The sequence below is a fragment of the Pseudomonas sp. WS 5010 genome (assembly GCF_012985565.1).
In the GTDB taxonomy this organism is placed as follows: Bacteria; Pseudomonadota; Gammaproteobacteria; order Pseudomonadales; family Pseudomonadaceae; genus Aquipseudomonas.
The window spans coordinates 774,850-798,193 of sequence record NZ_JAAQWQ010000003.1; the positions used below are offsets into that span (position 1 = coordinate 774,850).

Below are 23,344 nucleotides of genomic sequence, written 5' to 3' on the forward strand. Positions count from 1 at the left end.
GTGAAAGCGCGATAAGGTTGTACGCAGTCAAAAAGGCGCATCTTCGGATGCGCCTTTGCGTTTAAAAGAGGGAAATCTCGCCTTGGGCGGGATTGAAAGGTTTCTAGAGAATTTCGGAGTTGTGTTATGGCTGGCCATTCCAAGTGGGCGAACATCAAGCACCGCAAAGAGCGTCAGGATGCCAAGAAAGGCAAGATCTTCACCAAGTGGATTCGTGAACTGACCGTCGCTGCCCGCCAGGGCGGCGGTGATCCTGGCTCCAACCCACGCCTGCGCCTGGCGCTGGACAAGGCCCTGGGCGCCAACATGAGCCGCGACATCATCGATCGCGCCGTGGCCCGCGGGGCCGGTGCGGCCGATACCGACGATATGGTCGAATTGACCTATGAAGGCTACGGCCCGGGCGGCGTTGCGGTGATGGTTGAGTGCATGACCGACAACCGCAACCGTACCGCGGCGGCCGTACGCCATGCGTTCAGCAAGTGTGGCGGCAACCTGGGTACGGATGGTTCGGTAGCCTATCTGTTCGAGCGCAAGGGCCAGATTACCTTCGCGCCGGGCACCGATGAAGACGCGCTGATGGAAGCTGCGATGGAGGCGGATGCCGACGACGTGGTGACCAACGAAGACGGCTCCATCGACGTATTCACCTCGTTTGCCGGCTTCTACGCGGTGCGTAACGCCCTGGAAGCGGCGGGTTTCAAAGGCACCGACGCGGAAATCGTCATGCTGCCGACCACCAGCGCCGAACTGGACCTGGACGGCGCGCAGAAGGTGCTCAAGATGCTGGACATGCTTGAAGACCTGGATGATGTGCAGAACGTCTACTCCAACGCCGACATTCCAGAAGACGTGGCCGCACAGCTAGTCTGAAGGCTGGTGTAGACCATAATGTGGGAGTGGGCTTGCTCGCGAAAGCGGTTTGTCAGTCAGTACATGCGTTGACTGAAACACCGCTTTCGCGAGCAAGCCCGCTCCCACATTGGATCTTCGCTGTATCAAAAAATGTGTTTACCCAACCTGCAGGCGTTATGACTTTAATCCTAGGTATCGACCCCGGTTCGCGCATCACCGGCTTTGGCGTGGTGCAGCAGACCCCGCGTGGCTGTATCTACGTGGCGTCGGGATGTATCCGTACCGGCGCCGGGGAGCTGGCCGAGCGTTTGCAGATCGTCTATCGCGGCGTACGTGAAGTGATCCAGACCTACGGGCCGGTGACCATGGGCATCGAAAAGGTATTCATGGCCAAAAATGCCGACTCGGCCCTCAAGCTGGGCCAGGCCCGCGGCGCCGCCATCGTCGCCGGAGCGGAGGAGGGCATGGAAATCGCCGAATACACCGCGACCCAGGTCAAGCAGGCGGTGGTTGGCACCGGCGCGGCGAATAAAGAGCAGGTGCAGATGATGGTCATGCACATGCTCAAACTCACCTCCAAGCCACAGATCGACGCTTCTGACGCCCTGGCCATCGCCATTTGCCATGCCCACACCCGCTCCAGCCTGCTGCCTCACGGCCTTGGCACGGCACGCAGTCGTGGCGGGCGCCTGCGTCTCTGATAGCATCAGCGCAATCGTTATGGTCGGGCCTCGATCTGACCTCAAGCTTTAAGGATCTGAACCGTGATTGGACGCTTGCGCGGCACCCTGGCTGAGAAACAGCCGCCGCACCTGATTCTGGATGTAAACGGGCTGGGGTATGAGCTGGAAGTGCCCATGACCACCCTGTACCGCCTACCGTCGGTCGGTGAACCGATAACGTTGCACACCCATCTGGTGGTGCGCGAAGACGCGCAACTACTCTATGGTTTCATCGGCAAGCGCGACCGCGACTTCTTCCGCGAGCTGATCCGCCTCAATGGCGTTGGCCCGAAACTGGCCCTGGCCTTGATGTCGAGCCTGGAAGTGGACGAGTTGGTACGTGCTGTTTCGGCCCAGGACACCTCGGCGCTGACCAAGGTGCCGGGTGTCGGCAAAAAAACCGCTGAGCGCCTGCTGGTGGAGCTCAAGGATCGCTTCAAAGCCTGGGAAGTGGTGCCAAGCATGTTTGCGCTGGTGCCAAACCAGCCGGATATGCCGGCGGCCCAAGTCGCCAGCGCCGAAAGTGACGCCGTCAATGCGCTGATCTCCCTTGGCTACAAGCCACAGGAGGCCAGCAAGGCAGTGTCGGCCATCAAGGACAAGAACCTGAGCGCTGAAGACATGATCCGCCGAGCCCTGAAGGGAATGATTTAAGTGATTGAAGCTGATCGTCTGATTGCAGCCACCGGCCCTCGCGACCGTGAAGAGGTCCAGGACCGGGCCATCCGCCCCCTGAGCCTTGCCGATTACATTGGCCAGCCCACCGTGCGCGAGCAGATGGAGCTGTTCATCCAGGCGGCACGTGGGCGTGCCGAGTCCCTGGACCACACGCTGATCTTCGGCCCGCCGGGGCTGGGCAAGACTACCCTGGCCAACATCATCGCCCAGGAAATGGGCGTGTCGATCAAGAGCACCTCCGGCCCTGTGCTGGAGCGCCCGGGCGACCTGGCTGCGTTGCTGACCAACCTTGAACCCCATGACGTGCTGTTCATCGACGAAATCCACCGGTTGTCGCCCATCGTCGAAGAAGTGCTATACCCGGCCATGGAAGATTTCCAGCTGGATATCATGATTGGCGAAGGGCCGGCCGCGCGCTCGATCAAGCTCGACCTGCCGCCGTTTACCCTGGTCGGCGCCACCACCCGTGCCGGCATGTTGACCAACCCGTTGCGAGACCGTTTCGGCATTGTTCAACGTCTAGAGTTCTATAGCACTGCTGACCTTGCGACGATTGTCAGCCGTTCGGCGGGGATTCTCAGCTTGCCGCTCGACCCGGAAGGCGCCTTCGAGATTGCCCGCAGGGCCCGTGGCACACCGCGGATTGCCAACCGTTTGCTGCGCCGGGTGCGCGATTTTGCCGAGGTGCGGGCCAAGGGCCATATCACCAAGGCCGTGGCCGACCTGGCGTTGAACCTGCTGGACGTCGATGAACATGGCTTCGACCATCAGGACCGGCGCCTGCTGTTGACCATGATCGAGAAGTTCGATGGTGGGCCGGTGGGCGTGGATAGCCTGGCCGCCGCCATCAGTGAGGAGCGCCATACCATTGAGGATGTGCTGGAGCCGTACCTGATTCAACAGGGTTACATCATGCGTACGCCAAGGGGGCGGGTGGTCACGCGCCACGCGTATCTGCACTTTGGGTTAAACATTCCGTCACGATTGGGGGAGATGCCTGTGGTAGACGAATTCCTCGATGCAGTGGACGATTAAAAAGGCATGGCGGGTCGATTTATTCGGCGTTTGTGCTGTCCTAGTGGCTGGCGTCGTCATTCTTTCGTTAGAAATACTGCAGAGAATGAAAAACAGTTGCCTGGCCGGATTGGCAACCTGAGGAGTAAGCACTAGAGTATGCGCGCGCAAAACGGGGATCAGTCGTTCGCACATCGCTGTCGCGTTTATTACGAGGACACCGATGCGGGCGGCATCGTGTATTACGTCAATTATCTAAAGTTCATGGAGCGGGCTCGAACCGAGCGGCTACGGGAGCTGGGCTTTGCCCAATCCCAGCTGGCAGGGGAGGACCTGTTATTTGTCGTGCATTCCAGCGAGGCCCGTTACTACGCGCCGGCGCGACTGGACGATGAATTGCTGGTCAGCGCGCAAGTAATCGAATTGAACCGTGCCAGCCTGCGCTTTAAACAGCAGGTCAGGCGGGCAACGGATGCAACGCTGCTCTGTGAGGGGCAGTTCCTGGTGGCGTGTGTGCGCACCAACAGTTTGAAACCCAGGGCCATTCCCGAAACTCTACGTGCGGCCTTTGCCAACGTGAGCGGCGCGGGTCAACAATCAAAGCAGGAGATTTAGCGTGGAACCTACCGTCGTCGACCATTCCTCCATGTGGAGCCTGGTCAGCAATGCCAGTGTCGTGGTTCAACTGGTCATGCTGACCCTGGTAGCCGCATCGGTTACCTCATGGGTCATGATTTTCCAGCGCAGCAACCTGCTGCGCGCCGGTCGACGCGCCCTGGAGAGCTTCGAAGAGCGCTTCTGGTCGGGTATCGACCTGTCCAAGCTGTATCGCCAGGCAGGCAGCAACCCGGACCCGGACTCGGGCGTCGAGCAGATCTTTCGTGCCGGCTTCAAGGAATTTTCCCGCCTGCGCCAGCAGTCCGGCGTCGACCCGGAAGCGGTCATGGAAGGCGTGGCCCGTGCAATGCGCGTAGCGATCTCCCGTGAGGAAGAAAAGCTCGAGCAGAGCCTGCCGTTCCTGGCCACCGTCGGTTCGGTCAGCCCGTATATCGGCCTGTTCGGCACCGTATGGGGCATCATGAACTCCTTCCGTGGCCTGGCAACAGCCCAGCAAGCGACCCTTGCCACCGTGGCCCCGGGTATCGCCGAAGCGCTGATCGCCACTGCCATCGGCTTGTTCGCTGCAATCCCCGCAGTAATTGCCTACAACCGTTTCGCCGCCACCAGCGAAACCCTGATTGGCCGTTACTACACCTTCGCCGATGAATTCCAGGCGATCCTGCACCGTAAAGTGCACACCAGCGAAGAATAAGCAGGTAATTCCCAATGGCTTTAATCGCTCGAGCTCGCAAAAAGCGCAAGCCGGTCGCCGAGATGAACGTAGTGCCTTACATCGACGTGATGCTGGTGCTGCTGGTGATCTTCATGGTGACCGCGCCGATGCTCAATCAGGGGGTGAAGGTTGATCTGCCCAAGGTTTCCAGCGAAGCCTTGCCGCAGGACAACAACACCCAGGTCCTGACCATTTCGATCAAGGCTGACAAGACCTATTACTGGAACCTTGGCAGCGAAGTCGACACCCAGAAGCAACAGGACAAGGCCATGACCTTGCCGCAGATGACCGACGCCGTGACCAAAATCATCCGCGCCGGCAATGAAGGCGGCAAGCACACCCAGGTGTTCATCCGCGGTGACAAGTCGGTCGACTACGGCTCCGTCATGGGCGCCATGGGCGGGCTGCAGAAGGCCGGGGTCGGTAATGTTGGCTTGATTACCGAGGCGCCCTGATGCAGCAACAGCGAGAGCCGTCCGCCTCGGAAAGCTTCTTCTGGCCTAGCGTCTGGGCGATTGCCCTGCACGTTCTGGTGTTTGGCATGCTGTTTGTCAGCTTTGCCATGACCCCGGAGCTGCCGCCAGCCAAGCCGATCGTGCAGGCGACCCTGTATCAGCTGAAATCGAAAAGTCAGGCCACCACCCAGACCAATCAGAAGATTGCCGGTGAGGCCCAGAAGTCGGCTGCGCGCCAGACTGAAGTCGAACAGATGGAACAGAAGAAGGTCGAGCAGGAAGCGGTGAAGGCTGCTGCGGAACAAAAGAAAGACGAGGCGGCTCAAAAGGCCGAAGAATCGAAAAAGGCTGACGAAGCGAAGAAGGCCGACGAGGCGAAAAAGGCTGATGAAGCCAAGAAAGCCGAGAAAGCTGCTGAAGCCAAAAAAGCCGAAGAGAAACAACTGGCTGATATAGCCAAGAAGAAATCTGAAGAAGAAGCCAAGAAAGCGGCTGAAGAAGAGGCCAAGAAAAAGGCCGCTGAAGAAGCCAAGAAAAAGATAGTCGAAGACGCGAAGAAGAAAGCCGCCGAAGACGCCAAGAAAAAAGCTGAAGCAGACGAGGCGAAGAAGAAAATCGCCGATGACGCGAAGAAGAAAGCCGCCGCCGACGCCTCCAAGAAAAAGGCCCAGGAAGCAGCACGTAAATCCGCCGAAGATAAAAAGGCCCAGGCCTTGGCAGATTTGCTTTCCGACACGCCGCAACGTCAGCAGGCCTTGGCCGATGAACGTGGTGACGAAGTCGCGGGCAGTTTCGACGATCTGATTCGCGCTCGCGCAGCAGAAGGCTGGACACGTCCACCTTCGGCACGCAAAGGCATGACAGTCGTGCTGCAGATCGGCATGTTGCCAGACGGTACGGTGACTTCGGTCAGCGTGGCCAAGTCCAGTGGCGACGGTTCGTTCGACAGTTCAGCGGTTGCAGCGGTCAAGAATATTGGCCGGTTGACCGAGATGCAGGGAATGAAACCAAGCGACTTCGCTCCCTATCGTTCATTCAAGATGACATTCACACCTGAGGATCTAGCCTTGTGAGAAACCTTCTTCGAGGAATGCTTGTCGTTATTTGCTGTATGGCAGGGATAGCGGCGGCGGATGAAAAGAACATCCTGGTAACCAGCGGTAGCGATCGGGCCACCCCGATTGCGGTTGTACCGTTTGGCTGGCAGGGCGGCAGCGTGCTGCCGGACGATATGGCGGAAATCATTGGTAATGACCTGCGCAACTCGGGTTACTACGCGCCAATTCCGAAACAGAACATGATCAGCCAGCCGACCCAAGGCAGCGAAGTGATCTACCGTGACTGGAAAGCCCTGGGCGCCCAGTACCTGATGGTAGGTAGCATCGTTCCAGCAGGCGGTCGCTTGCAGGTGCAATACGCTCTGTTCAACGTGGCCACCGAGCAGCAAGTGCTGACCGGTAGCGTGTCGGGCAGCGTTGACCAACTGCGGGACATGGCGCACTACATTGCCGACCAGTCGTTCGAGAAACTGGTGGGTATCAAGGGTGCGTTCTCTACCCGCATGTTGTACGTGACGGCTGAGCGTTTCTCGGTGAACAACACCCGCTACACCCTGCAACGTTCGGACTACGACGGTGCCCGTGCAGTGACCCTGTTGCAATCGCGCGAGCCGATCCTGTCGCCGCGTTTTGCGCCAGATGGCAAGCGTATTGCCTACGTGTCGTTCGAGCAGAAGCGTCCGCGCATCTTCGTCCAGCACATCGACACCGGTCGCCGTGAGCAGATCACCAACTTTGAAGGCCTGAACGGTGCCCCAGCCTGGTCGCCGGATGGCAATCGCCTGGCATTCGTACTGTCCAAGGACGGTAACCCGGATATTTACGTGATGAACCTCGGTTCGCGCCAGATCACCCGTGTCACTTCCGGCCCTGGTATCAACACCGAGCCGTTCTGGGGCAAGGATGGTTCGACCATCTACTTCACGTCAGACCGTGGCGGCAAACCGCAGATCTACAAGAGCAGCGTTGGCGGTGGTGGTGCGGAGCGTGTGACCTTTATTGGTAACTACAACGCCAATCCGAAGCTTTCGGCGGATGAAAAGACCCTAGTAATGATCCATCGCCAGGATGGCTTCACTAATTTCAAGGTGGCGGCCCAGGATTTGCAGCGCGGAAGCGTAAAAATCCTCACAGATAGCACTCTTGATGAGTCGCCTACTGTTGCGCCCAACGGCACCATGGTAATCTACGCCACCCGCCAGCAGGGCCGGGGAGTCTTGATGCTCGTGTCCATTAATGGACGCGTAAGGCTCCCGCTTCCTACCGCACAAGGCGAAGTCAGAGAACCGTCCTGGTCCCCTTACCTGAACTGACGCGGCGCTACAAAAAGAAGTACTTAACACACTGGGGTTCATTAGGAGTTTCACGATGGAAATGCTGAAGTTTGGTAAGTTTGCTGCTCTGGCTCTGGCTCTGTCCGTAGCCGTTGGTTGCTCGTCTAAAGGCGGCGACAATGCCGGTGAAGGCGCAGCTGTTGATCCAAACGCTGGTTACGGCGCCAACACTGGTGCAGTTGACGGCTCCCTGAGCGAAGAAGCTGCTCTGCGCGCGATCACCACTTTCTACTTCGAATACGACAGTTCGGACCTGAAGCCAGAAGCCATGCGCGCTCTGGACGTTCACGCGAAAGACCTGAAAGGTAACGGCGCTCGCGTTGTTCTGGAAGGCAACACCGACGAACGTGGTACTCGTGAGTACAACATGGCACTGGGCGAGCGTCGTGCGAAAGCCGTTCAGCGCTACCTGGTACTGCAAGGTGTTTCCCCAGCTCAGCTGGAACTGGTTTCCTACGGTGAAGAGCGTCCAGTTGCTACCGGCAACGACGAGCAATCCTGGGCTCAAAACCGTCGCGTCGAACTGCGTAAGTAATTCGTCATGCGAACGTGCCGTCGTGTTGTAACCGTATTGGCTCTCAGCCTTGCACCGCTTGCGGTGTGGGCTGCGGTTCCCGTGGAAGATAGCAACTCTGGCTATAACAATAGTGGGAGCAGCTATCCACCTGCAGGTTATGGCACGAACGGCGCCTATGCGGGGGGAGCGGCCACGGCCGCTCCTTCGGCACAGGGCGAACTGTTCAACCAACTGCAACGCATGCAGGATCAATTGGCGCAGCAACAAGGCACCATTGAAGTTCTGCAAAATGAAGTGCGTCAGCTCAAGCAGGAAGGCCTGGAGCGTTACCAGGATCTTGACCGACGTATAGGAGCCGGTGCTACACCAGCCGCTACTCCTGATAATTCTTCTGCCGGTGGCGCCGCAAGCGCCGCCGGTGGTGCAGCCGCAGGCGCCACTCAGGCCCCTGCCGCCAGCAGCGAACCGGCTGATCCGGCGAAGGAAAAGCTGTATTACGACGCAGCCTTCGACCTGATCAAGGCCAAGGATTTCGACAAGGCCAGCAAGGCGTTCACCGCTTTCCTGGGTCGTTATCCAAACAGCCAGTACGCGGGTAATGCCCAGTATTGGTTGGGTGAGGTCAACCTGGCCAAGGGTGATTTGCAGGGTGCAGGCCAGGCGTTTGCCAAGGTCAGCCAGCTTTACCCCAAGCACGCCAAGGTGCCTGATTCGCTGTACAAACTGGCTGATGTAGAGCGCCGCCTGGGTCATACCGACAAGGTCAAAGGCATTCTTCAGCAGGTAGTGGCCCAATATCCAGGTACCTCTGCCGCCCAGTTGGCTCAGCGTGATTTGCAGCGCTTGTAAGCATTGCTGTCCCGCTTGGAAGAAACCCGCGCCTGTCGCGGGTTTTTTCGTTAGAATCCACGCCCTTTTATGAAATACGCTTTCTGGGGTTCACGCTTTGCCGGGATCCCATGAAGTGCCTGACGGAGGCGGACAGCCTGTTTAGCTGTTACGCCCGTGGCGACTATGCAAGACACATTACGCATCACCGAAGTTTTTTACTCGTTACAGGGTGAAACGCGCACTGCCGGCCTGCCCACAGTATTTGTGCGCCTCACCGGCTGCCCGTTGCGCTGCCAGTACTGTGACAGCGCCTACGCCTTCAGCGGCGGCACCATTCGTACCCTCGACGATATCCTGGAGCAGGTTGCAGGCTTCCGGCCGCGCTACGTCTGTGTAACAGGCGGCGAGCCGCTGGCCCAGCCCAATGCCATTCCTTTGCTCAAGCAGTTGTGTGACGCCGGTTACGAGGTGTCCCTGGAAACCAGTGGCGCCCTGGATATTTCCGCGGTCGATCCGCGCGTCAGCCGCGTGGTTGACTTGAAGACCCCGGACTCCAAGGAAGCGCATCGCAACCGTTATGAGAATATCGAGCTGCTGACCGCCAACGACCAGATCAAGTTTGTCATTTGCTCGCGGGACGACTATGACTGGGCCAACTCCAAGCTGATCCAGTACGGCCTGGACCGACGCGCCGGCGAGGTGCTGTTCTCTCCAAGCCACCATGACTTGAACGCTCGTGACCTCGCAGATTGGGTGGTCGCGGACAATCTGCCGGTGCGCCTGCAATTGCAGCTGCATAAATACCTTTGGAACGACGAGCCAGGACGCTGAAATGACTGAACAAACGACTGATCAAAAACGTGCCGTAATCCTGCTATCTGGCGGCCTCGACTCCGCGACCGTGGTGGCGATGGCGCGTGCCGAGGGCTATAGCTGCTACACCATGAGCTTCGACTATGGCCAGCGCTCCCATGCCGAGTTGCACGCCGCCGCCCGTGTCGCCCACGACCTCGGCGTGGTGGAGCACAAGGTGATCGGCTTGAACCTCAATGGCATTGGCGGCTCGGCCCTGACCGACAGCTCCATTGACGTGCCTGAGGCGCCCACTGAGGGCATCCCGGTCACCTACGTGCCGGCCCGTAACACCGTGTTCCTGTCGCTGGCCCTGGGCTGGGCAGAGGTGCTTAACGCCCGCGACATCTTTATCGGCGTCAACGCGGTAGATTACTCCGGCTACCCGGACTGTCGCCCAGAGTTCGTCGAGTCGTTCGAGCGCATGGCCAACCTGGCGACCAAGGCTGGCGTAGAAGGGCATGGCTTCCGTATCCAGGCGCCACTGCAAAACCTGAGCAAGGCGGATATCGTCAAGGCGGGTGTAGGGCTTGGTGTCGACTACTCGCTGACTGTTTCCTGCTACCAGGCGGACAATGACGGTCGTGCTTGTAGGAAATGTGACAGCTGCCGCCTGCGCGCCGAAGGCTTCCAAGCGGCCGGAATTACTGACCCAACGCGTTATTTCTGATTTATTTAAAATAAGGTGTTGAATAATCCTTAGAAATCAGTATTATACGCGCCACCACACAGCGGGTCGTTAGCTCAGTTGGTAGAGCAGTTGGCTTTTAACCAATTGGTCGTAGGTTCGAATCCCACACGACCCACCATTTTTGGCGGTTTAGAAAATCCGGAAGGCCCACGCAAGTGAGGATTTCCGGGTTTTTTTTTGCCTGGGGCAAAAGCACGGGCTCGACGGCTCGCCTGAAGGTTGACACGACATTCGCATCGGCCAGCAGCACCGTCTTCGACTGCGGATGCAACACCCAAGCCATTATTTGTAGCTATCGCCAGGTAAACCCAAGCCGGGTCCACTTTTTCAGAACAGCAGAGGTTATGCCAAGTAAGTAAACTGTGCAGCTGTACTTACTTGGCAGGTGTGCAAGATCAGAATTGATGTCGCATTTTAATACCGCGTCACTAGACAACTAGCACGACGACGCCTTTAAAGTTCCATTACAGTTATTTATGGTTTTTACCTCCGCTGCGGGGCCATTGAAGGAGGTTATGAAATCTCCACCGTTGGCCATACGACAGCTTGCGGTAATCCAGCAAGCGCCCTCGGCGTTGAGTCGCACTACTTGAATGACGCCGGCGTTTCCCGCCGGCACAGTGTCTCCCTTGCTGCAGGACTGATAGGCAGGACTATTCTGCCAGGCATTTTTACATGTGTTGTTGTCTTCAGCATTGGCTGCTTGCATTTGAAGCAGAACTGCAAATGCTAGAAGAAATCCAATGATTGAACTTTTCATTTTATGATTCCTCTAGATGTGCGTTTCCCCACATGAAACTATGCTCTGGGTTTTTGGGATGTGTCTACTGTCATAGTTGACAGGTTTCATGAGATGTTTGATGTTTTTTATAATTGTTATGAATAATGTCGGGTGACGTTATAAGTTCGTGGGAGGTGTTTGGGCTTGCTGATGTGAAACCCCGAGAGCCCCGCACCAGCGTTAGGCTCAAGGCTGCTTATGCCCATTCATCCACGGGCTGTAGTCCACCTGCACATACCCCATGGGCAGACCCTTGGGGTAGTTGGCAAACCCCGGCATCTTTCGCAGGTCCAGCAGTTTGCACTGCGTGACAAGGCGTTGCTGCAACGCGCTATCTACCTTGAAGCCCTGTGAGCGGTACGGGCTCTGATTCAGGTTGACCATGCACTCATTCACTTTGCCTTGCGCATCGGCGATGAGGTGGAAGCTGGCGACGCCAATACTCTGGATGTCATGCCCGACAAACAGCTGTTCACGGAAAAAACGTATCTGCCTATACAGGTCGATTCGTGTTTTTTGCAGTTGTTGCTGTTCATCCGAAAGCCCCATCAGAGGGGTGAACACCATGGGCGCGACAATCACCTGGGTGTCCTTGGCGTTGGCGAAGACCTTGGGCGAGACCTCGGGAAAGAGGGTGGTCCAGCACAGTTCAGTCACCAGTTTGGCCAGCTTGGCCTGGCGCAGGTTGTTCTGGCCCTCGTTGGGCAGCAGGGTCCCGCGTTTGGCCGAACAGTCCACGACGTGGTTCTGCGCGTCGACGGTCATGATCATGTTCATCACCCCCGTCAGCTCGTCTTCATTGGCGGCCAGGGCGTAGCTGCGCAGTATCGTGGTGAAGGTATGGATGAATTTTTCGTCCTTTTGTTGCACCTGTGCCGCCGCCGAGGCCGCCGCCTGCTCTGGCGTTTGGCTCTGGCAACCTGCCAGTGACAGCAGGCTCGCACCGAACAAGGCCAGTAGCCAGCGGGAGGGAGAAGGCGCGTTGAATTCCATTTCTTGGGGGCTCATATACAAATAGACACGGGAAGAGGTAGACGGGAACTATTCTCACCCATCAAACGGTAAAGTGCGATTCGAAATAATTCGACTCTGGCACTGTGCCCTTTGGTTGTAACGGCTGATGTCGCACGGATTTGCTCTACAGATTCTATTTGTCTATATTTGAGTCTGTAGATTTATTCTGAGGTGGCAACCATGAGCCTAGCCCTGCAAGCACAGCCGTTTACCCGCCAGCAATGTGTCGCCGGACTCCGGGCGGCCGTGAGCATCCTGGAAAAATGGCAGGCCAGCAGCGACCAGGCCTGCCGCATCCTGCGTATTTCGCGCAGCACTTACACCCGTGCCCGGCAGCGCGAGGCCGCGTGGTCCGTGAGCCTGGATTCCGACCAGATGCAGCGCATCAGCTTTGTGCTGAACATCCATGCCACGCTGCGCATGGTGTTCGATAACCCCGAGAATGTGTACGGCTTCCCTGCAATGGCCAACCACAACAGCTTCTTCAACGGGCGCTCACCCCTGGAGATCATGGCCCAGGGCGACATGATTTCCCTGTACGAAACCTTCCGCCGGATCGATGTGCTGCGCGGTGCGCAATGGTGACGGTGAGCCAGTTGGGCGATTTGCCCAGCGGGCCGTTGCAGGCCTATCGCCTGGTCAATTCCAAATTCCCGCCGATTGCGTTGTTTGACGATGTGGCGGATGCCGACGAATTTGAGGCGCTTTATCAGATCCAGGCCCTGACCAACCCGCGGCTGGGCAATGAGCTGGGTCGTATCGAGCTGATACCCCGTAGGGAAATCCCCTTCGGGATTGTGGGATGCTCCTACGCGATTGCGCCGTTCACCCACGTCAATCCGGCCGGATCGCGTTTCAGCGCTGGGGATTTTGGCGTGCTGTACCTGGCGGCCACCATCGAAACGGCGCTGGCAGAGGTGCGTCATCACCAGAACCAGTATTGGTCCGGGGTCCACGGCCTTAACTATGAGCGCTTTGTCTTTCGCGGGTTGTCGTGCAGCTTTGCTGGTGACTCGATGAAGGATGCGGTGTCGGTGCCGATGAGCGATCCGATCTACGACCCTGACGACTACAGCCACGCCCAGCGCTTGGGCGGCGCGCTGAAGAAGGCCGGTTGTCCCGGCCTGCGTTACCTGTCGGTGCGCTCAGAAGGCGATCACTGCTGGGCGTTGCTGACGCCCAGGCCGGTGTCGTCGATTGTCCAGGCCGCCCATTACGAGATGGTCTGGAATGGGCAGATCACCAGTGTCAGCAAGATCAGCGAAGCCTGACGCTGGCGGGTCAAATCTGCCCGCGCACCAGGATTGACTCATCGATCTGCGCAATCGACGTAACCCCGGTCAGGGTCATGGCCACGCGCATTTCCTTGGCAAAGATCTCCAGCAAATTCTCTACACCACGCTGGCCATCCGCGGCCAAAGCGTAGGCAGGCGCTCGTCCCAGCAATACGCCACGGGCGCCGAGGGCGAGCATGCGCACCACGTCCAGCCCCGAACGCACCCCGGAGTCCACCAGTACCGTAAGGTCGCTGCCGACCGCCTGGGCGATCTCGGGCAGGGCCTTGGCGGTGGACAGCACGCCATCGAGCTGGCGGCCACCGTGGTTGGACACGACGATGCCGTCGGCACCGAAGCTCACCGCATCCTTGGCGTCCTGTGGGTCGAGGATGCCCTTGATGATCATCGGGCCTTTCCAGAATTCGCGGATCCACTCCAGGTCTTTCCAACTGATGGAGGGGTCGAAGTTGGTGGCCAGCCAGCCGATGTAGTCTTCAAGGTGGGTCGGCTTGCCGAGGTATTTGGAGATGTTGCCCAGGTCGTGCGGGCGCCCCATCAGCCCCACATCAAACGCCCAGGCCGGTTTGGTCACTGCCTGCAACATGCGTCGCTGGGCGGCGTACGGGCCGGACATGCCGGAGTGGGCATCGCGGTAGCGGGCGCCGGGGGTGGGCATGTCGACGGTGAACACCAGGGTTTTCACCCCGGCGGCTTGCGCACGCTCCAGGGCGTTTTTCATGAAGCCACGGTCTTTCAACACATACAGTTGAAACCAGATCGACTGCGCAGTCTGCGACGCTACTTCCTCGATAGGGCACACCGACACGGTCGACAGGCAAAAAGGAATGCCTTTATTGGCCGCCGCATTGGCTACCTGCACTTCCCCGCGCCGGGCAAACATGCCGGTCAGGCCCACCGGGCTCATGACCACCGGCATCGCCAGCGGTTGGTCGAACAGGGTGGTTTCCAGGCTCAGGCTCTCGACGTTGCGCAGGACGCGCTGGCGCAGGCTGATGTCTGCCAGGTCCGAACTGTTGGCCTTGAGGGTGTGCTCGGCGTACGCGCCACCGTCAATGTAGTCGAACAGGAAACGCGGCAGTTTGCGACGTGCGGCTTCGCGGTAATCCGATGCAGACGAAATGATCATGAACAGTGAGGCCCCGGAATAAAGAAAACGGTGGGTGGAGGATAGTCAAAGGCTTTTCATGGTAAAAACAACTTTTCCAACTTCATTCAAGTCGCAAATGGAATAGTCATGAATCTGCGAACGCTGCGAGCCTTTGTCGAAGTGGTGCGCCAAGGCAGTTTCTCACAAGCGGCCGAGATGGTTTCGCTCACGCAATCGAGTGTCAGCAAAGCGGTCAAGACCCTGGAAGAGGAGTTAGGCACACCGTTGTTCAGCCGCATCGGCCACAAGAACGAACTGACAGCCGCGGGTGAAATTGCCTACCGTCGCGCTCTGGTGTTGCTTGCCGAGCGCAGTGACCTGGTGGCCGAGATCAATGACCTGCTGGGGCTCAAGCGCGGCGTGCTGCGTATTGGCTTGCCGCCGGTGGGCAGTGGTGAACTGTTTGCGGCGATGTTTGCGGTGTACCGCCAGCGTTATCCGCAGATCGAGATCGAGCTGATCGAGCATGGCAGCAAGAAGCTGGCTGAGTGCCTGCAAGCGGGGGAGGTGGATGTAGCCGCGCTACTGGTGCCGGTGGAGGGCGAGTTTGAGTATCAGGACGTGCGCGTCGAGCCATTGATGGTGGTCCTGCCCAGCAGCCATCCATTGGCCGGGCGCGACAGTGTGGATTTTTCCGACTTGTCCGACTCGCCGTTCATACTGTTCGAAGCCGGATTTGCCCTGAACCGCATCATCCTTTCCGCCTGCGAGCGGCGGGGCGTATCGCCGAAGGTTTCGGTGCGCAGCGCCCAGATCGACTTTATCGTCGACCTGGTCGGCGCGGGCCTGGGGGTCGCCTTCCTGCCGCGCATGCTGGCCTACAAGCACCTGCATGCCGGCATTGCCCTGATATCCCTGGATGAGCCCCAGACCGACTGGCATATCGCCCTGACCTGGCGGCGTAATGCTCACTTGCCGCCTGCAGCGCGGGCCTGGCTGGACCTGGCGACCGAGATGGGTAACGTTCCCGCGCGCTAGCACAGCCTGCTTCAGAAGTTGTACTTGAGGCTGGTCATGAAGTTGCGCGGCGCGCCATACACCCCTTCTGAGTACACCCGGGCGTAGTACTCGCGGTCAAAGACGTTGTTGAGGTTGACCGTGGCACTGAGGTTTTTCGAGATATCGTAGCGGGCCATCAGGTTGGCGATGGCATAGCTGCCCTGGTGGTAATAGTGCAAGTCCTCACCGGTCTTGGTCTGCCAGTTCACGCCACCGCCAACAGTGACTTTGTCGAGCATGCCTGGCAGGCGATAGGAGGTGAAGGTCTTGAGCATATGGCGCGGCAGCGCGGTGACGATGCGCTTGTCATCGGCATCGGTGGTGACGCTGTAGGCATAGCCGGCCGACGCCTGCCAGCCTTCGCCCAGCTCGCCGTTCATTTCCAGTTCGACGCCTTGGGTCTTGGCGCTTTGTTCGATGCGATAGGCCTGGGTGTCGGACTGCCACACCGCCAGGTTGTCTTGCTCAAGCCGAAATAGCGCCAGGCTGGCGTTCAGTTGCTCATCGTAGAAACTGCCCTTGATCCCGACTTCATAACCCTTGCCCTCCAGGGGTGGCAGCGCGCCGCGGTTGATGTCGCGCACGTAGGAGGCTTGCGGGTTGAAGATCTTGGTGTAGCTGGCATACAGCGACCAGTTGTGGTCCAGGTCGTAGACCACCCCGGTGTACGGAATGAACACGCCGGTTTCCCGCTCCTTGACCGAGCTGGTTCCGGCGCCATACAGCAGGGTGTTGGTATCGCGCTTCCAGTCGGTCAGCCGCCCGCCGAGGATCAGGCTCAAGTCGTCGCTCAGGTGTAGGCGCGACGTGAGGTAGGCGGCATATTGTTTCTCGCGGATGCTGCCTTTACCCACCACTGGCGTAGCGGGCTTGGGCGAGTCACCGTTCCAGGTGCGGTAGTCCGGCACCTTGAAGCCGTAGTCCCACAGCCAGTCGTTGTAGTTGGGGGTGTGTTCCTCGTAGTCGGTGGCAGTGATGCCGGTGATCAGCTCATGTTCGCGACCGAACGCGGAAAACGGCCCGGTGAAGTAGGCGTCGAGGCTGTCCTGGCGCGGCGTGCCTGACCAGCGCACCGGCAACAACGAGGCGCCGGAGCCGGTGGCCTGGTCGAGACTGCCGATGGTGAACGAAAAGAACTCGTCGAACTTATTCTCGGTGTGACCGTATTCGATCTTGCCGCTCCAGCCGTTATCGAACTGGTGTTCGATGGAAGTGAAGTAGTTGGTCTGGTCATGGTCGTTATACGACCAGTTCGGCGCACTGTTGAGGGAGCGCTTCATGTGGGTTTTCTGGCCATCGCTGAACAGCGTCTGGTAGCCGCCGCGCAGGGGCGCATCCACCTGGGTCTTCTGGTAGCTGAAGCCGGCAGTCAGCAGGGTGGCGTCGCTGAGGTCGAACTCGGTGATGCCGTAGATCAGTTGTGAATCCTGCTTGAAGCGATCGACCCAGGCCTGCTCGGTCTTGTAGTCCAGCACCAGGCGCCCGCGGATGTTGCCGGTCTCGGTCAGTGGCCCGGAGACATCGACACCGGTGCCATAGCGGTCCCAGCTACCGGCTTCGGCGGTGATGCTTGCCTGGGCTTGGGCCGTGGGGCGTTTGCGAATCAGGTTGATGGTCGCCGAGGGGTTGCCCATGCCGCTGATCAGACCGGTGGCGCCGCGCACGATTTCCACGCGGTCGTACATGGCCGTGCTCTGGGTGTAGTTGTCCATGCGGGTCGAGGTGGGGACGCCGTCGATCTCGAAGTTCTGGATCTGGAAACCACGGGACCAGTAGCTGTCATTCTCGGTCCCCAGGCCGGCGCGGGTCACGGCGATCCCGGGGCTGGCTTCAAGTACATCGGTGAGGTTGTTGAGTTTCTGATCGTCCAGGCGTTGGCGGGTGATCACCGTGACCGACTGTGGGGTTTCTTTCTGGGTCAGGTTGAGCCGCGTAGAACTGCTGGAGGAGTAGGCGGTGTAGGAGCCATTACCTTCACTGGTGGACCCCGGCGCCTTGCCGGAAATGGTGGTGCTACTCAACTCCAGGGCGGAGGAGGAGGTTGGGGCCGCCTGTAACTGATAACGACCTTCGCCTACGGGCACGGCGATCAGGCCGGTGTCGGCCAGCAGCAATTGCAATGCCTGGTCGACGGAAAATGTACCGTTGATGGCCTGGCTGGTTTTGCCGTTGGTAAGGGTGGCATCTCCCGCAAGGTAAATCCCGGCCTGGGCCGAGAGCAGGTTCAGTTGGCTGGCCAGTGGCCCGGCGGCAATCTGGTAATGCTGGTCTTCGGCCCAGGCGGCAGGGCTGAGGCTGCTCAGGGTGATAGCCACCGAATAGGCCAATACGTGCAGCGGGGAATGGGGGCGTAGTGACATCTTGGGATCCTTTTGGGGGTGGCATCAAGCCATCGTCACTAGCTAAATCGAATGAGAATGAAAATCAGGAAGTGCCGGTATAAAAATATCTAGCGCGGCTTCACGGTGGTCCAGCCAGGAAACGTCTGCTCCATGCGAATCGGCAATACGCCTTCAAGCATGGCCAGGACCTGATCGGTATCGTGCAACGGGAACGTGCCCATGACTCGCAGGTGTGCGAGGCCAGGGTCGAGCCCCAGGTGCCCGCGACGGTAGTCGGCCAGCTCCTCGATAAACTGTGGCAATGGCATGTCTTGCGCCAGCAGGATCCCTTTGCTCCATGACTCGCGCCCGGGTTGCACAGGCTCGGGAGGCGTGGTGCCGTGGCTGTCGAATGACAGCCCTTCGCCGGCCTTGGCCACGCGGGTGTGATGGCTTGCGGCGCAACGAACCTGCACCGCCCCCTCATAGACATTGAGCTGGGTGCGCGCAGCCCGTTCGCGCACGCTGAACCTGGTACCCAGGGGTGACAGGCTGCCTTGGGCGGTGTGCACGATAAATGGGCGCGGGTCGCTTCCGGTCGCGATCAGGACTTCACCTTCGTACAAGCGCAGGCTGCGTTGTGAGGTGCTTAGCGCAACATCCAGCGCGGTGGCGCTGTTGAGCCAGATACGCGAGCCGTCGGCCAGGGTCCGTTCGAGGATTTCCCCGGTGCTTGTGCGATAACCTGCCTGCCAGGCCAGGAGCTGTTCGGTCAGTGCCGCGTGGCGCCAGGCAAGCCCACCCAGCAACAGCCCGCCGCTGATGACCGACAGGGTGCGCAGCACCTGGCGTCGCGAAGTGGGGGTGTGATGCAGGGCCTGCAATGTGCGGCTGGCCGTCTCCCTGTCGTCCTGCAACGGGGCGAAGCGCTGGCTGACCCGTTCCACATAGCGCCAGGCCTGGCGATGGCTGTCACTGCGGTCGAGCCATTGCTGCCAGGCGTGCTGCTGCGCCAGGTTGTGCGGCTCGCTGCTCAGACGGGCGAACCAGTCGGCGGCTTCCTGCAGGGTTTGATGGTCAGGTGTGGGGGCCGGCATCGATCAGCTCAACGCCCCGTCCAGTTCCGCTTCCAGCAACAGGCACTGGAACATGGCCTGGGACATGTAATGGGTGACGGTGCGGGCGCTGACGCCCAATTGATCGGCGATGGCCTGGTAACTCAGGCCTTGCAGTTGCGCGAGCATAAAGGCCTGGGCGACGTTGCGCGGTAGGCGCTCGAGCATTGCCTGCACCTGCTGCAGGGCCTCCAGCACCATGGCCCGGTGTTCTTCCGACGGCATGCAGTGTTCGGGGCGGCTGGCCAATACCTCCAGCCAGGCCCGTTCGACCCGCTGGCGCCGCCAGAAGTCTACGCACACATGTCGGGAAATCGCACTCAGGTACGCCCGTGCGTGCCCCTCGCTATTGAAGGCTCTGGGTTTGACCAGCAGCCGCACGAACACATCGTGGGCCAACTCGGCGGCGTCGCTGGTATTGCCCAGTTTCTTGTGCAGCCAGGCGCGCACCCAGCCGTGGTGCTCTTGATAGAGCCAGCCGACATCGGAAGGATCAGGAGATTGAGGCATGCCGCGAGCGCACTCCGTCATCAGGTTCAGCGCCTGGATGAGCTAATGGTAATTATTCTCAATGCTACCCTTTGTCGAGGTTTCTTCACAACTGGCGCAAGTGGGTCTTTTCCATGGCACCGCCAATCCCAGATTAGGCTTTTGAATCCAATCGATATTCTGTAGCCTTGCGCAGCTTCACTTTAACCCGTGCTTGATGAACACAATCACTTCGTCCGGCGGCGCCCGAAGGGCTCCAGAGCCGGTGGTACACTCGACTTTCGCGCAACTGCGCCTGCAGGTCTTGCGAACATGACGCAAATTTCCGAACGCCTTCTGGTCCAAGCCCACCTCGATGCCAAGCAACCCAAGGTGCTCAGTGCCGAGCAAGAGGCAAGCTTACGTTCTGCCATTGCTGCCGAGCTAAAGGCTCAAGACGCGGTGCTGGTGGCGCACTTTTACTGTGACCCGGTGATTCAGGCCCTGGCCGAAGAAACCGGCGGTTGTGTTTCCGACTCCCTGGAAATGGCCCGCTTCGGCGCCGCCCACCCGGCCAAGACCGTGCTGGTCGCCGGCGTGCGCTTCATGGGCGAGACGGCGAAAATCCTCACCCCTGAAAAACGCATCCTGATGCCCACCCTGGAAGCCACGTGCTCCCTGGACCTTGGCTGCCCGGTGGAAGAGTTCTCGGCGTTCTGCGACCAGCATCCGGAGCGCACCGTGGTGGTGTATGCCAACACGTCGGCGGCGGTCAAGGCCCGGGCCGATTGGGTGGTGACCTCCAGCTGTGCCCTGGAAATCGTCGAAAGCCTGATGGATAACGGCGAGACCATTATCTGGGGCCCGGACAAGCACCTGGGCACCTATATCCAGCGCCAGACCGGTGCCGACATGCTGCTGTGGGACGGTGCCTGCATCGTCCACGAAGAGTTCAAGTCCAAGCAGTTGGAAGACATGAAGGCGCTGTACCCGGATGCCGCGATCCTGGTGCACCCGGAGTCACCGACCTCGGTCATCGAGTTGGCCGACGCAGTGGGGTCCACCAGCCAGTTGATCGCGGCGGCGCAGCGCTTGCCGAACAAGACGTTTATCGTCGCCACCGACCGTGGCATTTTCTACAAGATGCAGCAGCTGTGCCCGGACAAGGTGTTTGTCGAAGCGCCAACCGCCGGTAACGGCGCGGCGTGCCGCAGTTGCGCGCACTGCCCGTGGATGGCGATGAATACCCTGGAGCGCACGTTGCAATGCCTGCGTGAAGGCAGCAACGAGATCTTTGTCGAACCCTCGTTGATCCCCCATGCCGTGCGCCCGCTCAAGCGCATGCTGGACTTTACCCAGGCGGCACGCCTGAAGCTGGCGGGCAACGCCTGATCCACGGCAGATGCAGAAAAAATGTGGGAGCGGGCTTGTCGGGTCGCCGCATCGCCGCGATAGCGGTGGATCAGTCTGCACATGTAGTGACTGACACACCGTTATCGCGGGCAAGCCCGCTCCCACATTTGGATCTCATTGGCCTGGGGCTATTTCTTTTTCTTCGGGATCCGCACCAGCTGCGTGTCGGAATAGATGTCATGCCAAGCCCGCTGTTTCTTGTCCACCAGCGACCAGATAAACCCCAACCCTGCGCATAACCACGATGCAATCGACACCACAAAACGCAACAGCGCCTGCCACAGGCTGATGCGCGAGCCGTCCGCGTTCTGCACGCGTACGCCCCACACTTGCATACCCAACGTCTGCCCGGAATGGGTCCAGAACTTGGCAAAGAAACCAAACAGTACAAAAAACAGAATCGTCGACAGCAGCGGATCACCGTCCAGCGCACCGGATTCCGAGAGCGTGCGCATTTTTGCTTCACCCACAAAGGCGATCCACACCAGCTTATAGAGGAAGGCAGTGACGATCAGCAGGGCGGTACATAACAGGAAGTCATAGAACATCGCTGCCAGACGACGGCCCAGGCCAACGGCGGGGAATTCGCCTTGGGGGCTCAGCAGGTGTTTCGACATGGCTCGGCTCTCTGGAGGAAAAAAGCCATTTTACGGACAAACGCACATAAAAAAGCCTCTGATGTCACCACCAGAGGCTTTTTGTCGCAGTAAGGATCAGCCTTCTGCTTGTACTTCGTCAGCCTGCATGCCTTTTTGGCCCTGCACAGCGATGAAGGTCACTTTCTGGCCTTCTTTCAGGCTCTTGAAGCCGTTGCCTTGGATAGCGCGGAAATGCACGAACAGGTCCGCACCACTTTCTGGAGTGATAAAACCAAACCCTTTCTCGTCGTTAAACCACTTGACGGTACCGCTCTGACGTTCAGCCATTTTCTTATTTCCTTGACGCTAAAAATTAATGACAGCCCCTTTCACCTGAAAGAGTACTGGGCTGGGTTGCAGGAAAGTAAGAGACGTCGAACGGGTTGTAGCGAACTTTGGCTACTGCCCAGGTCCAGGTTCCAAGCGACCCATGCAAACACAGTGAGCAAACTCTACGACAACTAAGACAGAAAAAACAAGCCCTCTGCAAGCCGCGTATTTACTCGCCTTCATGACACTTCGGTCAACTATTGTCGGGCTGTGTTATTCGATAGCGTGGATCACTTGTTATAGGTTAATCGACATAACATTGACTATCGTCAGTGCACTGTTTTATGGCGGTTGCGTTACAGATTAGTGCAAATGAACGCAACCGCGTTACTTATAGGAACAGTCAATCAGCCACGGTAGTAACGTTGTGGCACGAATGGCGTTTTACTTACACGAAGTGGCACCTTTTTCCCACGCACCAGCGCTGAGACTTCGCAATCCAGCGCGGTAAAGGCCGTGTCGAGGTAGCCCATGGCGAGCGGGCCGCCGAGGCTGGGGCCAAAGCCGCCGCTGCACACGCTGCCGATTACGGTGCCGTGTTCGTCGACAATTTCTGCACCTTCACGCACCGGCGTACGTTCCTGGGGCAGCAGGCCGACGCGCTTGCGGCTGACGCCGGTCTGCTGCTGAGTGAAGATCCGGCCTGCGCCCGGGAAACCGCCGGCACGCGCGCCGTCGGCACGACGCGCCTTGGAAATCGCCCACAGCAGGCTGGCCTCAATCGGCGTGGTCTCGGTGTTCATATCGTGGCCATAGAGGCACAGGCCGGCTTCCAGGCGCAGGGAGTCGCGGGCGCCCAGGCCAATGGCTTCAACTTCGGCTTCGGCCAGCAGGCTGCGGGCCAGGCTCTCGGCGTTGGCCGCAGGTACCGAGATCTCAAAGCCGTCTTCGCCGGTATAGCCGGAACGGCTGACGTAGCACTCCACCCCCAGCAGGCGCAGGGGCGCAAATTGCATAAAGGTCATCTTGGTCACTTCCGGTGCCAGGCGCGCCAGCACCTTGACTGCCGCCGGGCCTTGCAGGGCCAGCAGGGCGCGTTCTTCAAACAGCGGCTCGATCTGGCATTGCTCGCCCAGATGCTGACGCAGGTGCGCCAGGTCCTGATCCTTGCAGGCGGCGTTGACCACCAGAAACAGCTCGTCGTTACCCAGATTGGCGACCATCAGGTCATCGAGGATGCCGCCCTGGTCATTGGTGAACATGGCGTAGCGCTGCATGCCCACGGGCAGATCGATGATATCCACCGGCACCAGGGTTTCCAGGGCCTTGGCGGCGTTGGCGCCGGTCAGGCGGATCTGGCCCATGTGCGACACATCAAACAACCCGGCCTGCTCACGGGTGTGCTGGTGTTCTTTCATCACGCCCAGAGGGTATTGCACCGGCATGTCATAGCCGGCGAACGGCACCATGCGCGCGCCCAGTTCAAGATGCAGGGCGTGCAGCGGGGTTTTCAACAGGGTTTGGGTGGACATATTCAGCT

26 protein-coding genes and 1 tRNA gene are annotated in these 23,344 nt (G+C 59.2%); 18 read left to right on the forward strand and 9 right to left on the reverse strand.

Annotated elements, in window-relative coordinates:
• The first annotated feature begins 126 nt into the window (after positions 1 to 126).
• The 14 genes from HBO11_RS12405 (at position 127) to HBO11_RS12470 (ending at position 10,458) form a co-directional block, all read left to right on the forward strand.
• Positions 127 to 873, forward strand: a complete 747-nt coding sequence (locus HBO11_RS12405) for a YebC/PmpR family DNA-binding transcriptional regulator (protein WP_038442836.1) — start codon at positions 127 to 129, stop codon at positions 871 to 873.
• A 158-nt stretch (positions 874 to 1,031) separates the two neighbouring features.
• Positions 1,032 to 1,556 carry a crossover junction endodeoxyribonuclease RuvC gene (ruvC, locus tag HBO11_RS12410; protein WP_005790910.1) on the forward strand — a complete coding sequence of 175 codons (525 nt, stop codon included), beginning with the start codon at positions 1,032 to 1,034 and terminating at the stop codon, positions 1,554 to 1,556.
• A 63-nt stretch (positions 1,557 to 1,619) separates the two neighbouring features.
• Positions 1,620 to 2,231, forward strand: a complete 612-nt coding sequence (gene ruvA / locus HBO11_RS12415) for a Holliday junction branch migration protein RuvA (RefSeq protein WP_003193868.1) — start codon at positions 1,620 to 1,622, stop codon at positions 2,229 to 2,231.
• Positions 2,232 to 3,290: a Holliday junction branch migration DNA helicase RuvB gene (gene ruvB, locus HBO11_RS12420; RefSeq protein WP_169954665.1), complete on the forward strand. Its 1,059-nt coding sequence runs from the start codon at positions 2,232 to 2,234 to the stop codon at positions 3,288 to 3,290.
• A 138-nt stretch (positions 3,291 to 3,428) separates the two neighbouring features.
• Positions 3,429 to 3,884 carry a tol-pal system-associated acyl-CoA thioesterase gene (ybgC, locus tag HBO11_RS12425; protein WP_169954666.1) on the forward strand — a complete coding sequence of 152 codons (456 nt, stop codon included), beginning with the start codon at positions 3,429 to 3,431 and terminating at the stop codon, positions 3,882 to 3,884.
• A 1-nt stretch (position 3,885) separates the two neighbouring features.
• The gene (gene tolQ, locus HBO11_RS12430; protein WP_029300305.1) at positions 3,886 to 4,581 is read left to right on the forward strand and encodes a protein TolQ; all 696 of its coding nucleotides are present in this window, start codon (positions 3,886 to 3,888) and stop codon (positions 4,579 to 4,581) included.
• 23 nt (positions 4,582 to 4,604) lie between these two features.
• A complete protein-coding gene (tolR, locus tag HBO11_RS12435) occupies positions 4,605 to 5,057 on the forward strand; it encodes a protein TolR (RefSeq protein ID WP_162473200.1) in 453 nt (150 codons plus the stop codon).
• Positions 5,057 to 6,130, forward strand: coding sequence for a cell envelope integrity protein TolA (gene tolA, locus HBO11_RS12440; RefSeq protein WP_029300302.1), 1,074 nt, complete (start codon positions 5,057 to 5,059; stop codon positions 6,128 to 6,130). The genes tolR and tolA overlap by 1 nt, the downstream gene beginning before the upstream one ends.
• 17 nt (positions 6,131 to 6,147) lie before the next feature.
• Positions 6,148 to 7,428, forward strand: coding sequence for a Tol-Pal system beta propeller repeat protein TolB (gene tolB / locus HBO11_RS12445; RefSeq protein ID WP_169851059.1), 1,281 nt, complete (start codon positions 6,148 to 6,150; stop codon positions 7,426 to 7,428).
• A gap of 55 nt (positions 7,429 to 7,483) precedes the next feature.
• Complete coding sequence (gene pal / locus HBO11_RS12450) at positions 7,484 to 7,984, forward strand: peptidoglycan-associated lipoprotein Pal (protein WP_029300299.1); 501 nt, start codon at positions 7,484 to 7,486, stop codon at positions 7,982 to 7,984.
• Between the two features lie 6 nt (positions 7,985 to 7,990).
• Positions 7,991 to 8,815, forward strand: a complete 825-nt coding sequence (ybgF, locus tag HBO11_RS12455; protein WP_169954667.1) for a tol-pal system protein YbgF — start codon at positions 7,991 to 7,993, stop codon at positions 8,813 to 8,815.
• Between the two features lie 165 nt (positions 8,816 to 8,980).
• Entirely contained in the window at positions 8,981 to 9,628 is a 648-nt protein-coding gene (queE, locus tag HBO11_RS12460) for a 7-carboxy-7-deazaguanine synthase QueE (protein ID WP_169954668.1), read from the forward strand.
• A gap of 1 nt (position 9,629) precedes the next feature.
• Positions 9,630 to 10,319: a 7-cyano-7-deazaguanine synthase QueC gene (gene queC, locus HBO11_RS12465; RefSeq protein WP_169954669.1), complete on the forward strand. Its 690-nt coding sequence runs from the start codon at positions 9,630 to 9,632 to the stop codon at positions 10,317 to 10,319.
• Positions 10,320 to 10,382: 63 nt separating this feature from the next.
• A tRNA-Lys gene (locus tag HBO11_RS12470) sits at positions 10,383 to 10,458 on the forward strand.
• A gap of 318 nt (positions 10,459 to 10,776) precedes the next feature.
• On the opposite strand, the gene HBO11_RS12475 is transcribed toward HBO11_RS12470, so the two are convergent.
• Entirely contained in the window at positions 10,777 to 11,100 is a 324-nt protein-coding gene (locus tag HBO11_RS12475; protein ID WP_169954670.1) for a hypothetical protein, read from the reverse strand.
• A 207-nt stretch (positions 11,101 to 11,307) separates the two neighbouring features.
• A complete protein-coding gene (locus tag HBO11_RS12480) occupies positions 11,308 to 12,114 on the reverse strand; it encodes a hypothetical protein (protein ID WP_169954671.1) in 807 nt (268 codons plus the stop codon).
• 201 nt (positions 12,115 to 12,315) lie between these two features.
• Here HBO11_RS12480 and HBO11_RS12485 point away from each other — a divergent pair, with 201 nt between their 5' ends.
• Positions 12,316 to 12,720 (forward strand): antitoxin Xre-like helix-turn-helix domain-containing protein, encoded by a 405-nt coding sequence (locus tag HBO11_RS12485; protein ID WP_169954672.1) that lies wholly within the window; start codon positions 12,316 to 12,318, stop codon positions 12,718 to 12,720.
• Positions 12,714 to 13,406: an RES family NAD+ phosphorylase gene (locus HBO11_RS12490; RefSeq protein ID WP_169954673.1), complete on the forward strand. Its 693-nt coding sequence runs from the start codon at positions 12,714 to 12,716 to the stop codon at positions 13,404 to 13,406. The genes HBO11_RS12485 and HBO11_RS12490 overlap by 7 nt, the downstream gene beginning before the upstream one ends.
• Positions 13,407 to 13,416: 10 nt before the next feature.
• Here HBO11_RS12490 and lldD read toward each other — a convergent pair whose 3' ends face one another.
• A complete protein-coding gene (lldD, locus tag HBO11_RS12495; RefSeq protein WP_169954674.1) occupies positions 13,417 to 14,559 on the reverse strand; it encodes an FMN-dependent L-lactate dehydrogenase LldD in 1,143 nt (380 codons plus the stop codon).
• Positions 14,560 to 14,667: 108 nt separating this feature from the next.
• Here lldD and HBO11_RS12500 point away from each other — a divergent pair, with 108 nt between their 5' ends.
• Positions 14,668 to 15,558, forward strand: coding sequence for a LysR family transcriptional regulator (locus tag HBO11_RS12500; RefSeq protein ID WP_169954675.1), 891 nt, complete (start codon positions 14,668 to 14,670; stop codon positions 15,556 to 15,558).
• 11 nt (positions 15,559 to 15,569) lie between these two features.
• Here HBO11_RS12500 and HBO11_RS12505 read toward each other — a convergent pair whose 3' ends face one another.
• From HBO11_RS12505 to HBO11_RS12515, 3 genes are all read right to left on the reverse strand, one after another.
• Complete coding sequence (locus HBO11_RS12505) at positions 15,570 to 17,939, reverse strand: TonB-dependent siderophore receptor (protein WP_169954676.1); 2,370 nt, start codon at positions 17,937 to 17,939, stop codon at positions 15,570 to 15,572.
• Positions 17,940 to 18,028: 89 nt separating this feature from the next.
• Positions 18,029 to 18,997 (reverse strand): FecR domain-containing protein, encoded by a 969-nt coding sequence (locus HBO11_RS12510; protein WP_169954677.1) that lies wholly within the window; start codon positions 18,995 to 18,997, stop codon positions 18,029 to 18,031.
• Positions 18,998 to 19,000: 3 nt separating this feature from the next.
• Positions 19,001 to 19,525: a sigma-70 family RNA polymerase sigma factor gene (locus HBO11_RS12515; RefSeq protein WP_169954678.1), complete on the reverse strand. Its 525-nt coding sequence runs from the start codon at positions 19,523 to 19,525 to the stop codon at positions 19,001 to 19,003.
• A 291-nt stretch (positions 19,526 to 19,816) separates the two neighbouring features.
• On the opposite strand from HBO11_RS12515, the gene nadA reads away from it, so the two are divergent.
• A complete protein-coding gene (gene nadA, locus HBO11_RS12520) occupies positions 19,817 to 20,875 on the forward strand; it encodes a quinolinate synthase NadA (protein ID WP_029300280.1) in 1,059 nt (352 codons plus the stop codon).
• Between the two features lie 149 nt (positions 20,876 to 21,024).
• On the opposite strand, the gene HBO11_RS12525 is transcribed toward nadA, so the two are convergent.
• From HBO11_RS12525 to gcvT, 3 genes are all read right to left on the reverse strand, one after another.
• Entirely contained in the window at positions 21,025 to 21,513 is a 489-nt protein-coding gene (locus HBO11_RS12525; protein WP_029300279.1) for an RDD family protein, read from the reverse strand.
• 96 nt (positions 21,514 to 21,609) lie between these two features.
• The gene (locus tag HBO11_RS12530; RefSeq protein ID WP_004887993.1) at positions 21,610 to 21,822 is read right to left on the reverse strand and encodes a cold-shock protein; all 213 of its coding nucleotides are present in this window, start codon (positions 21,820 to 21,822) and stop codon (positions 21,610 to 21,612) included.
• 389 nt (positions 21,823 to 22,211) lie between these two features.
• Positions 22,212 to 23,336, reverse strand: a complete 1,125-nt coding sequence (gene gcvT, locus HBO11_RS12535; RefSeq protein WP_169954679.1) for a glycine cleavage system aminomethyltransferase GcvT — start codon at positions 23,334 to 23,336, stop codon at positions 22,212 to 22,214.
• Between the last annotated feature and the right edge of the window lie 8 nt (positions 23,337 to 23,344).

Excerpts from the sequence above, each read along its gene's own strand:
- HBO11_RS12405 (WP_038442836.1), top strand. The coding sequence starts at position 127 with ATGGCTGGCCATTCCAAGTGGGCGAACATCAAGCACCGCAAAGAGCGT.
- ruvC (WP_005790910.1), top strand. The coding sequence starts at position 1,032 with ATGACTTTAATCCTAGGTATCGACCCCGGTTCGCGCATCACCGGCTTT.
- ybgC (WP_169954666.1), top strand. The coding sequence starts at position 3,429 with ATGCGCGCGCAAAACGGGGATCAGTCGTTCGCACATCGCTGTCGCGTT.
- tolA (WP_029300302.1), top strand. The coding sequence starts at position 5,057 with ATGCAGCAACAGCGAGAGCCGTCCGCCTCGGAAAGCTTCTTCTGGCCT.
- tolB (WP_169851059.1), top strand. The coding sequence starts at position 6,148 with ATGCTTGTCGTTATTTGCTGTATGGCAGGGATAGCGGCGGCGGATGAA.
- pal (WP_029300299.1), top strand. The coding sequence starts at position 7,484 with ATGGAAATGCTGAAGTTTGGTAAGTTTGCTGCTCTGGCTCTGGCTCTG.
- ybgF (WP_169954667.1), top strand. The coding sequence starts at position 7,991 with ATGCGAACGTGCCGTCGTGTTGTAACCGTATTGGCTCTCAGCCTTGCA.
- queE (WP_169954668.1), top strand. The coding sequence starts at position 8,981 with ATGCAAGACACATTACGCATCACCGAAGTTTTTTACTCGTTACAGGGT.
- queC (WP_169954669.1), top strand. The coding sequence starts at position 9,630 with ATGACTGAACAAACGACTGATCAAAAACGTGCCGTAATCCTGCTATCT.
- HBO11_RS12475 (WP_169954670.1), bottom strand. The coding sequence starts at position 11,100 with ATGAAAAGTTCAATCATTGGATTTCTTCTAGCATTTGCAGTTCTGCTT.
- HBO11_RS12480 (WP_169954671.1), bottom strand. The coding sequence starts at position 12,114 with ATGGAATTCAACGCGCCTTCTCCCTCCCGCTGGCTACTGGCCTTGTTC.
- HBO11_RS12485 (WP_169954672.1), top strand. The coding sequence starts at position 12,316 with ATGAGCCTAGCCCTGCAAGCACAGCCGTTTACCCGCCAGCAATGTGTC.
- HBO11_RS12490 (WP_169954673.1), top strand. The coding sequence starts at position 12,714 with ATGGTGACGGTGAGCCAGTTGGGCGATTTGCCCAGCGGGCCGTTGCAG.
- lldD (WP_169954674.1), bottom strand. The coding sequence starts at position 14,559 with ATGATCATTTCGTCTGCATCGGATTACCGCGAAGCCGCACGTCGCAAA.
- HBO11_RS12500 (WP_169954675.1), top strand. The coding sequence starts at position 14,668 with ATGAATCTGCGAACGCTGCGAGCCTTTGTCGAAGTGGTGCGCCAAGGC.
- HBO11_RS12505 (WP_169954676.1), bottom strand. The coding sequence starts at position 17,939 with ATGTCACTACGCCCCCATTCCCCGCTGCACGTATTGGCCTATTCGGTG.
- HBO11_RS12510 (WP_169954677.1), bottom strand. The coding sequence starts at position 18,997 with ATGCCGGCCCCCACACCTGACCATCAAACCCTGCAGGAAGCCGCCGAC.
- HBO11_RS12515 (WP_169954678.1), bottom strand. The coding sequence starts at position 19,525 with ATGCCTCAATCTCCTGATCCTTCCGATGTCGGCTGGCTCTATCAAGAG.
- nadA (WP_029300280.1), top strand. The coding sequence starts at position 19,817 with ATGACGCAAATTTCCGAACGCCTTCTGGTCCAAGCCCACCTCGATGCC.
- HBO11_RS12525 (WP_029300279.1), bottom strand. The coding sequence starts at position 21,513 with ATGTCGAAACACCTGCTGAGCCCCCAAGGCGAATTCCCCGCCGTTGGC.
- HBO11_RS12530 (WP_004887993.1), bottom strand. The coding sequence starts at position 21,822 with ATGGCTGAACGTCAGAGCGGTACCGTCAAGTGGTTTAACGACGAGAAA.
- gcvT (WP_169954679.1), bottom strand. The coding sequence starts at position 23,336 with ATGTCCACCCAAACCCTGTTGAAAACCCCGCTGCACGCCCTGCATCTT.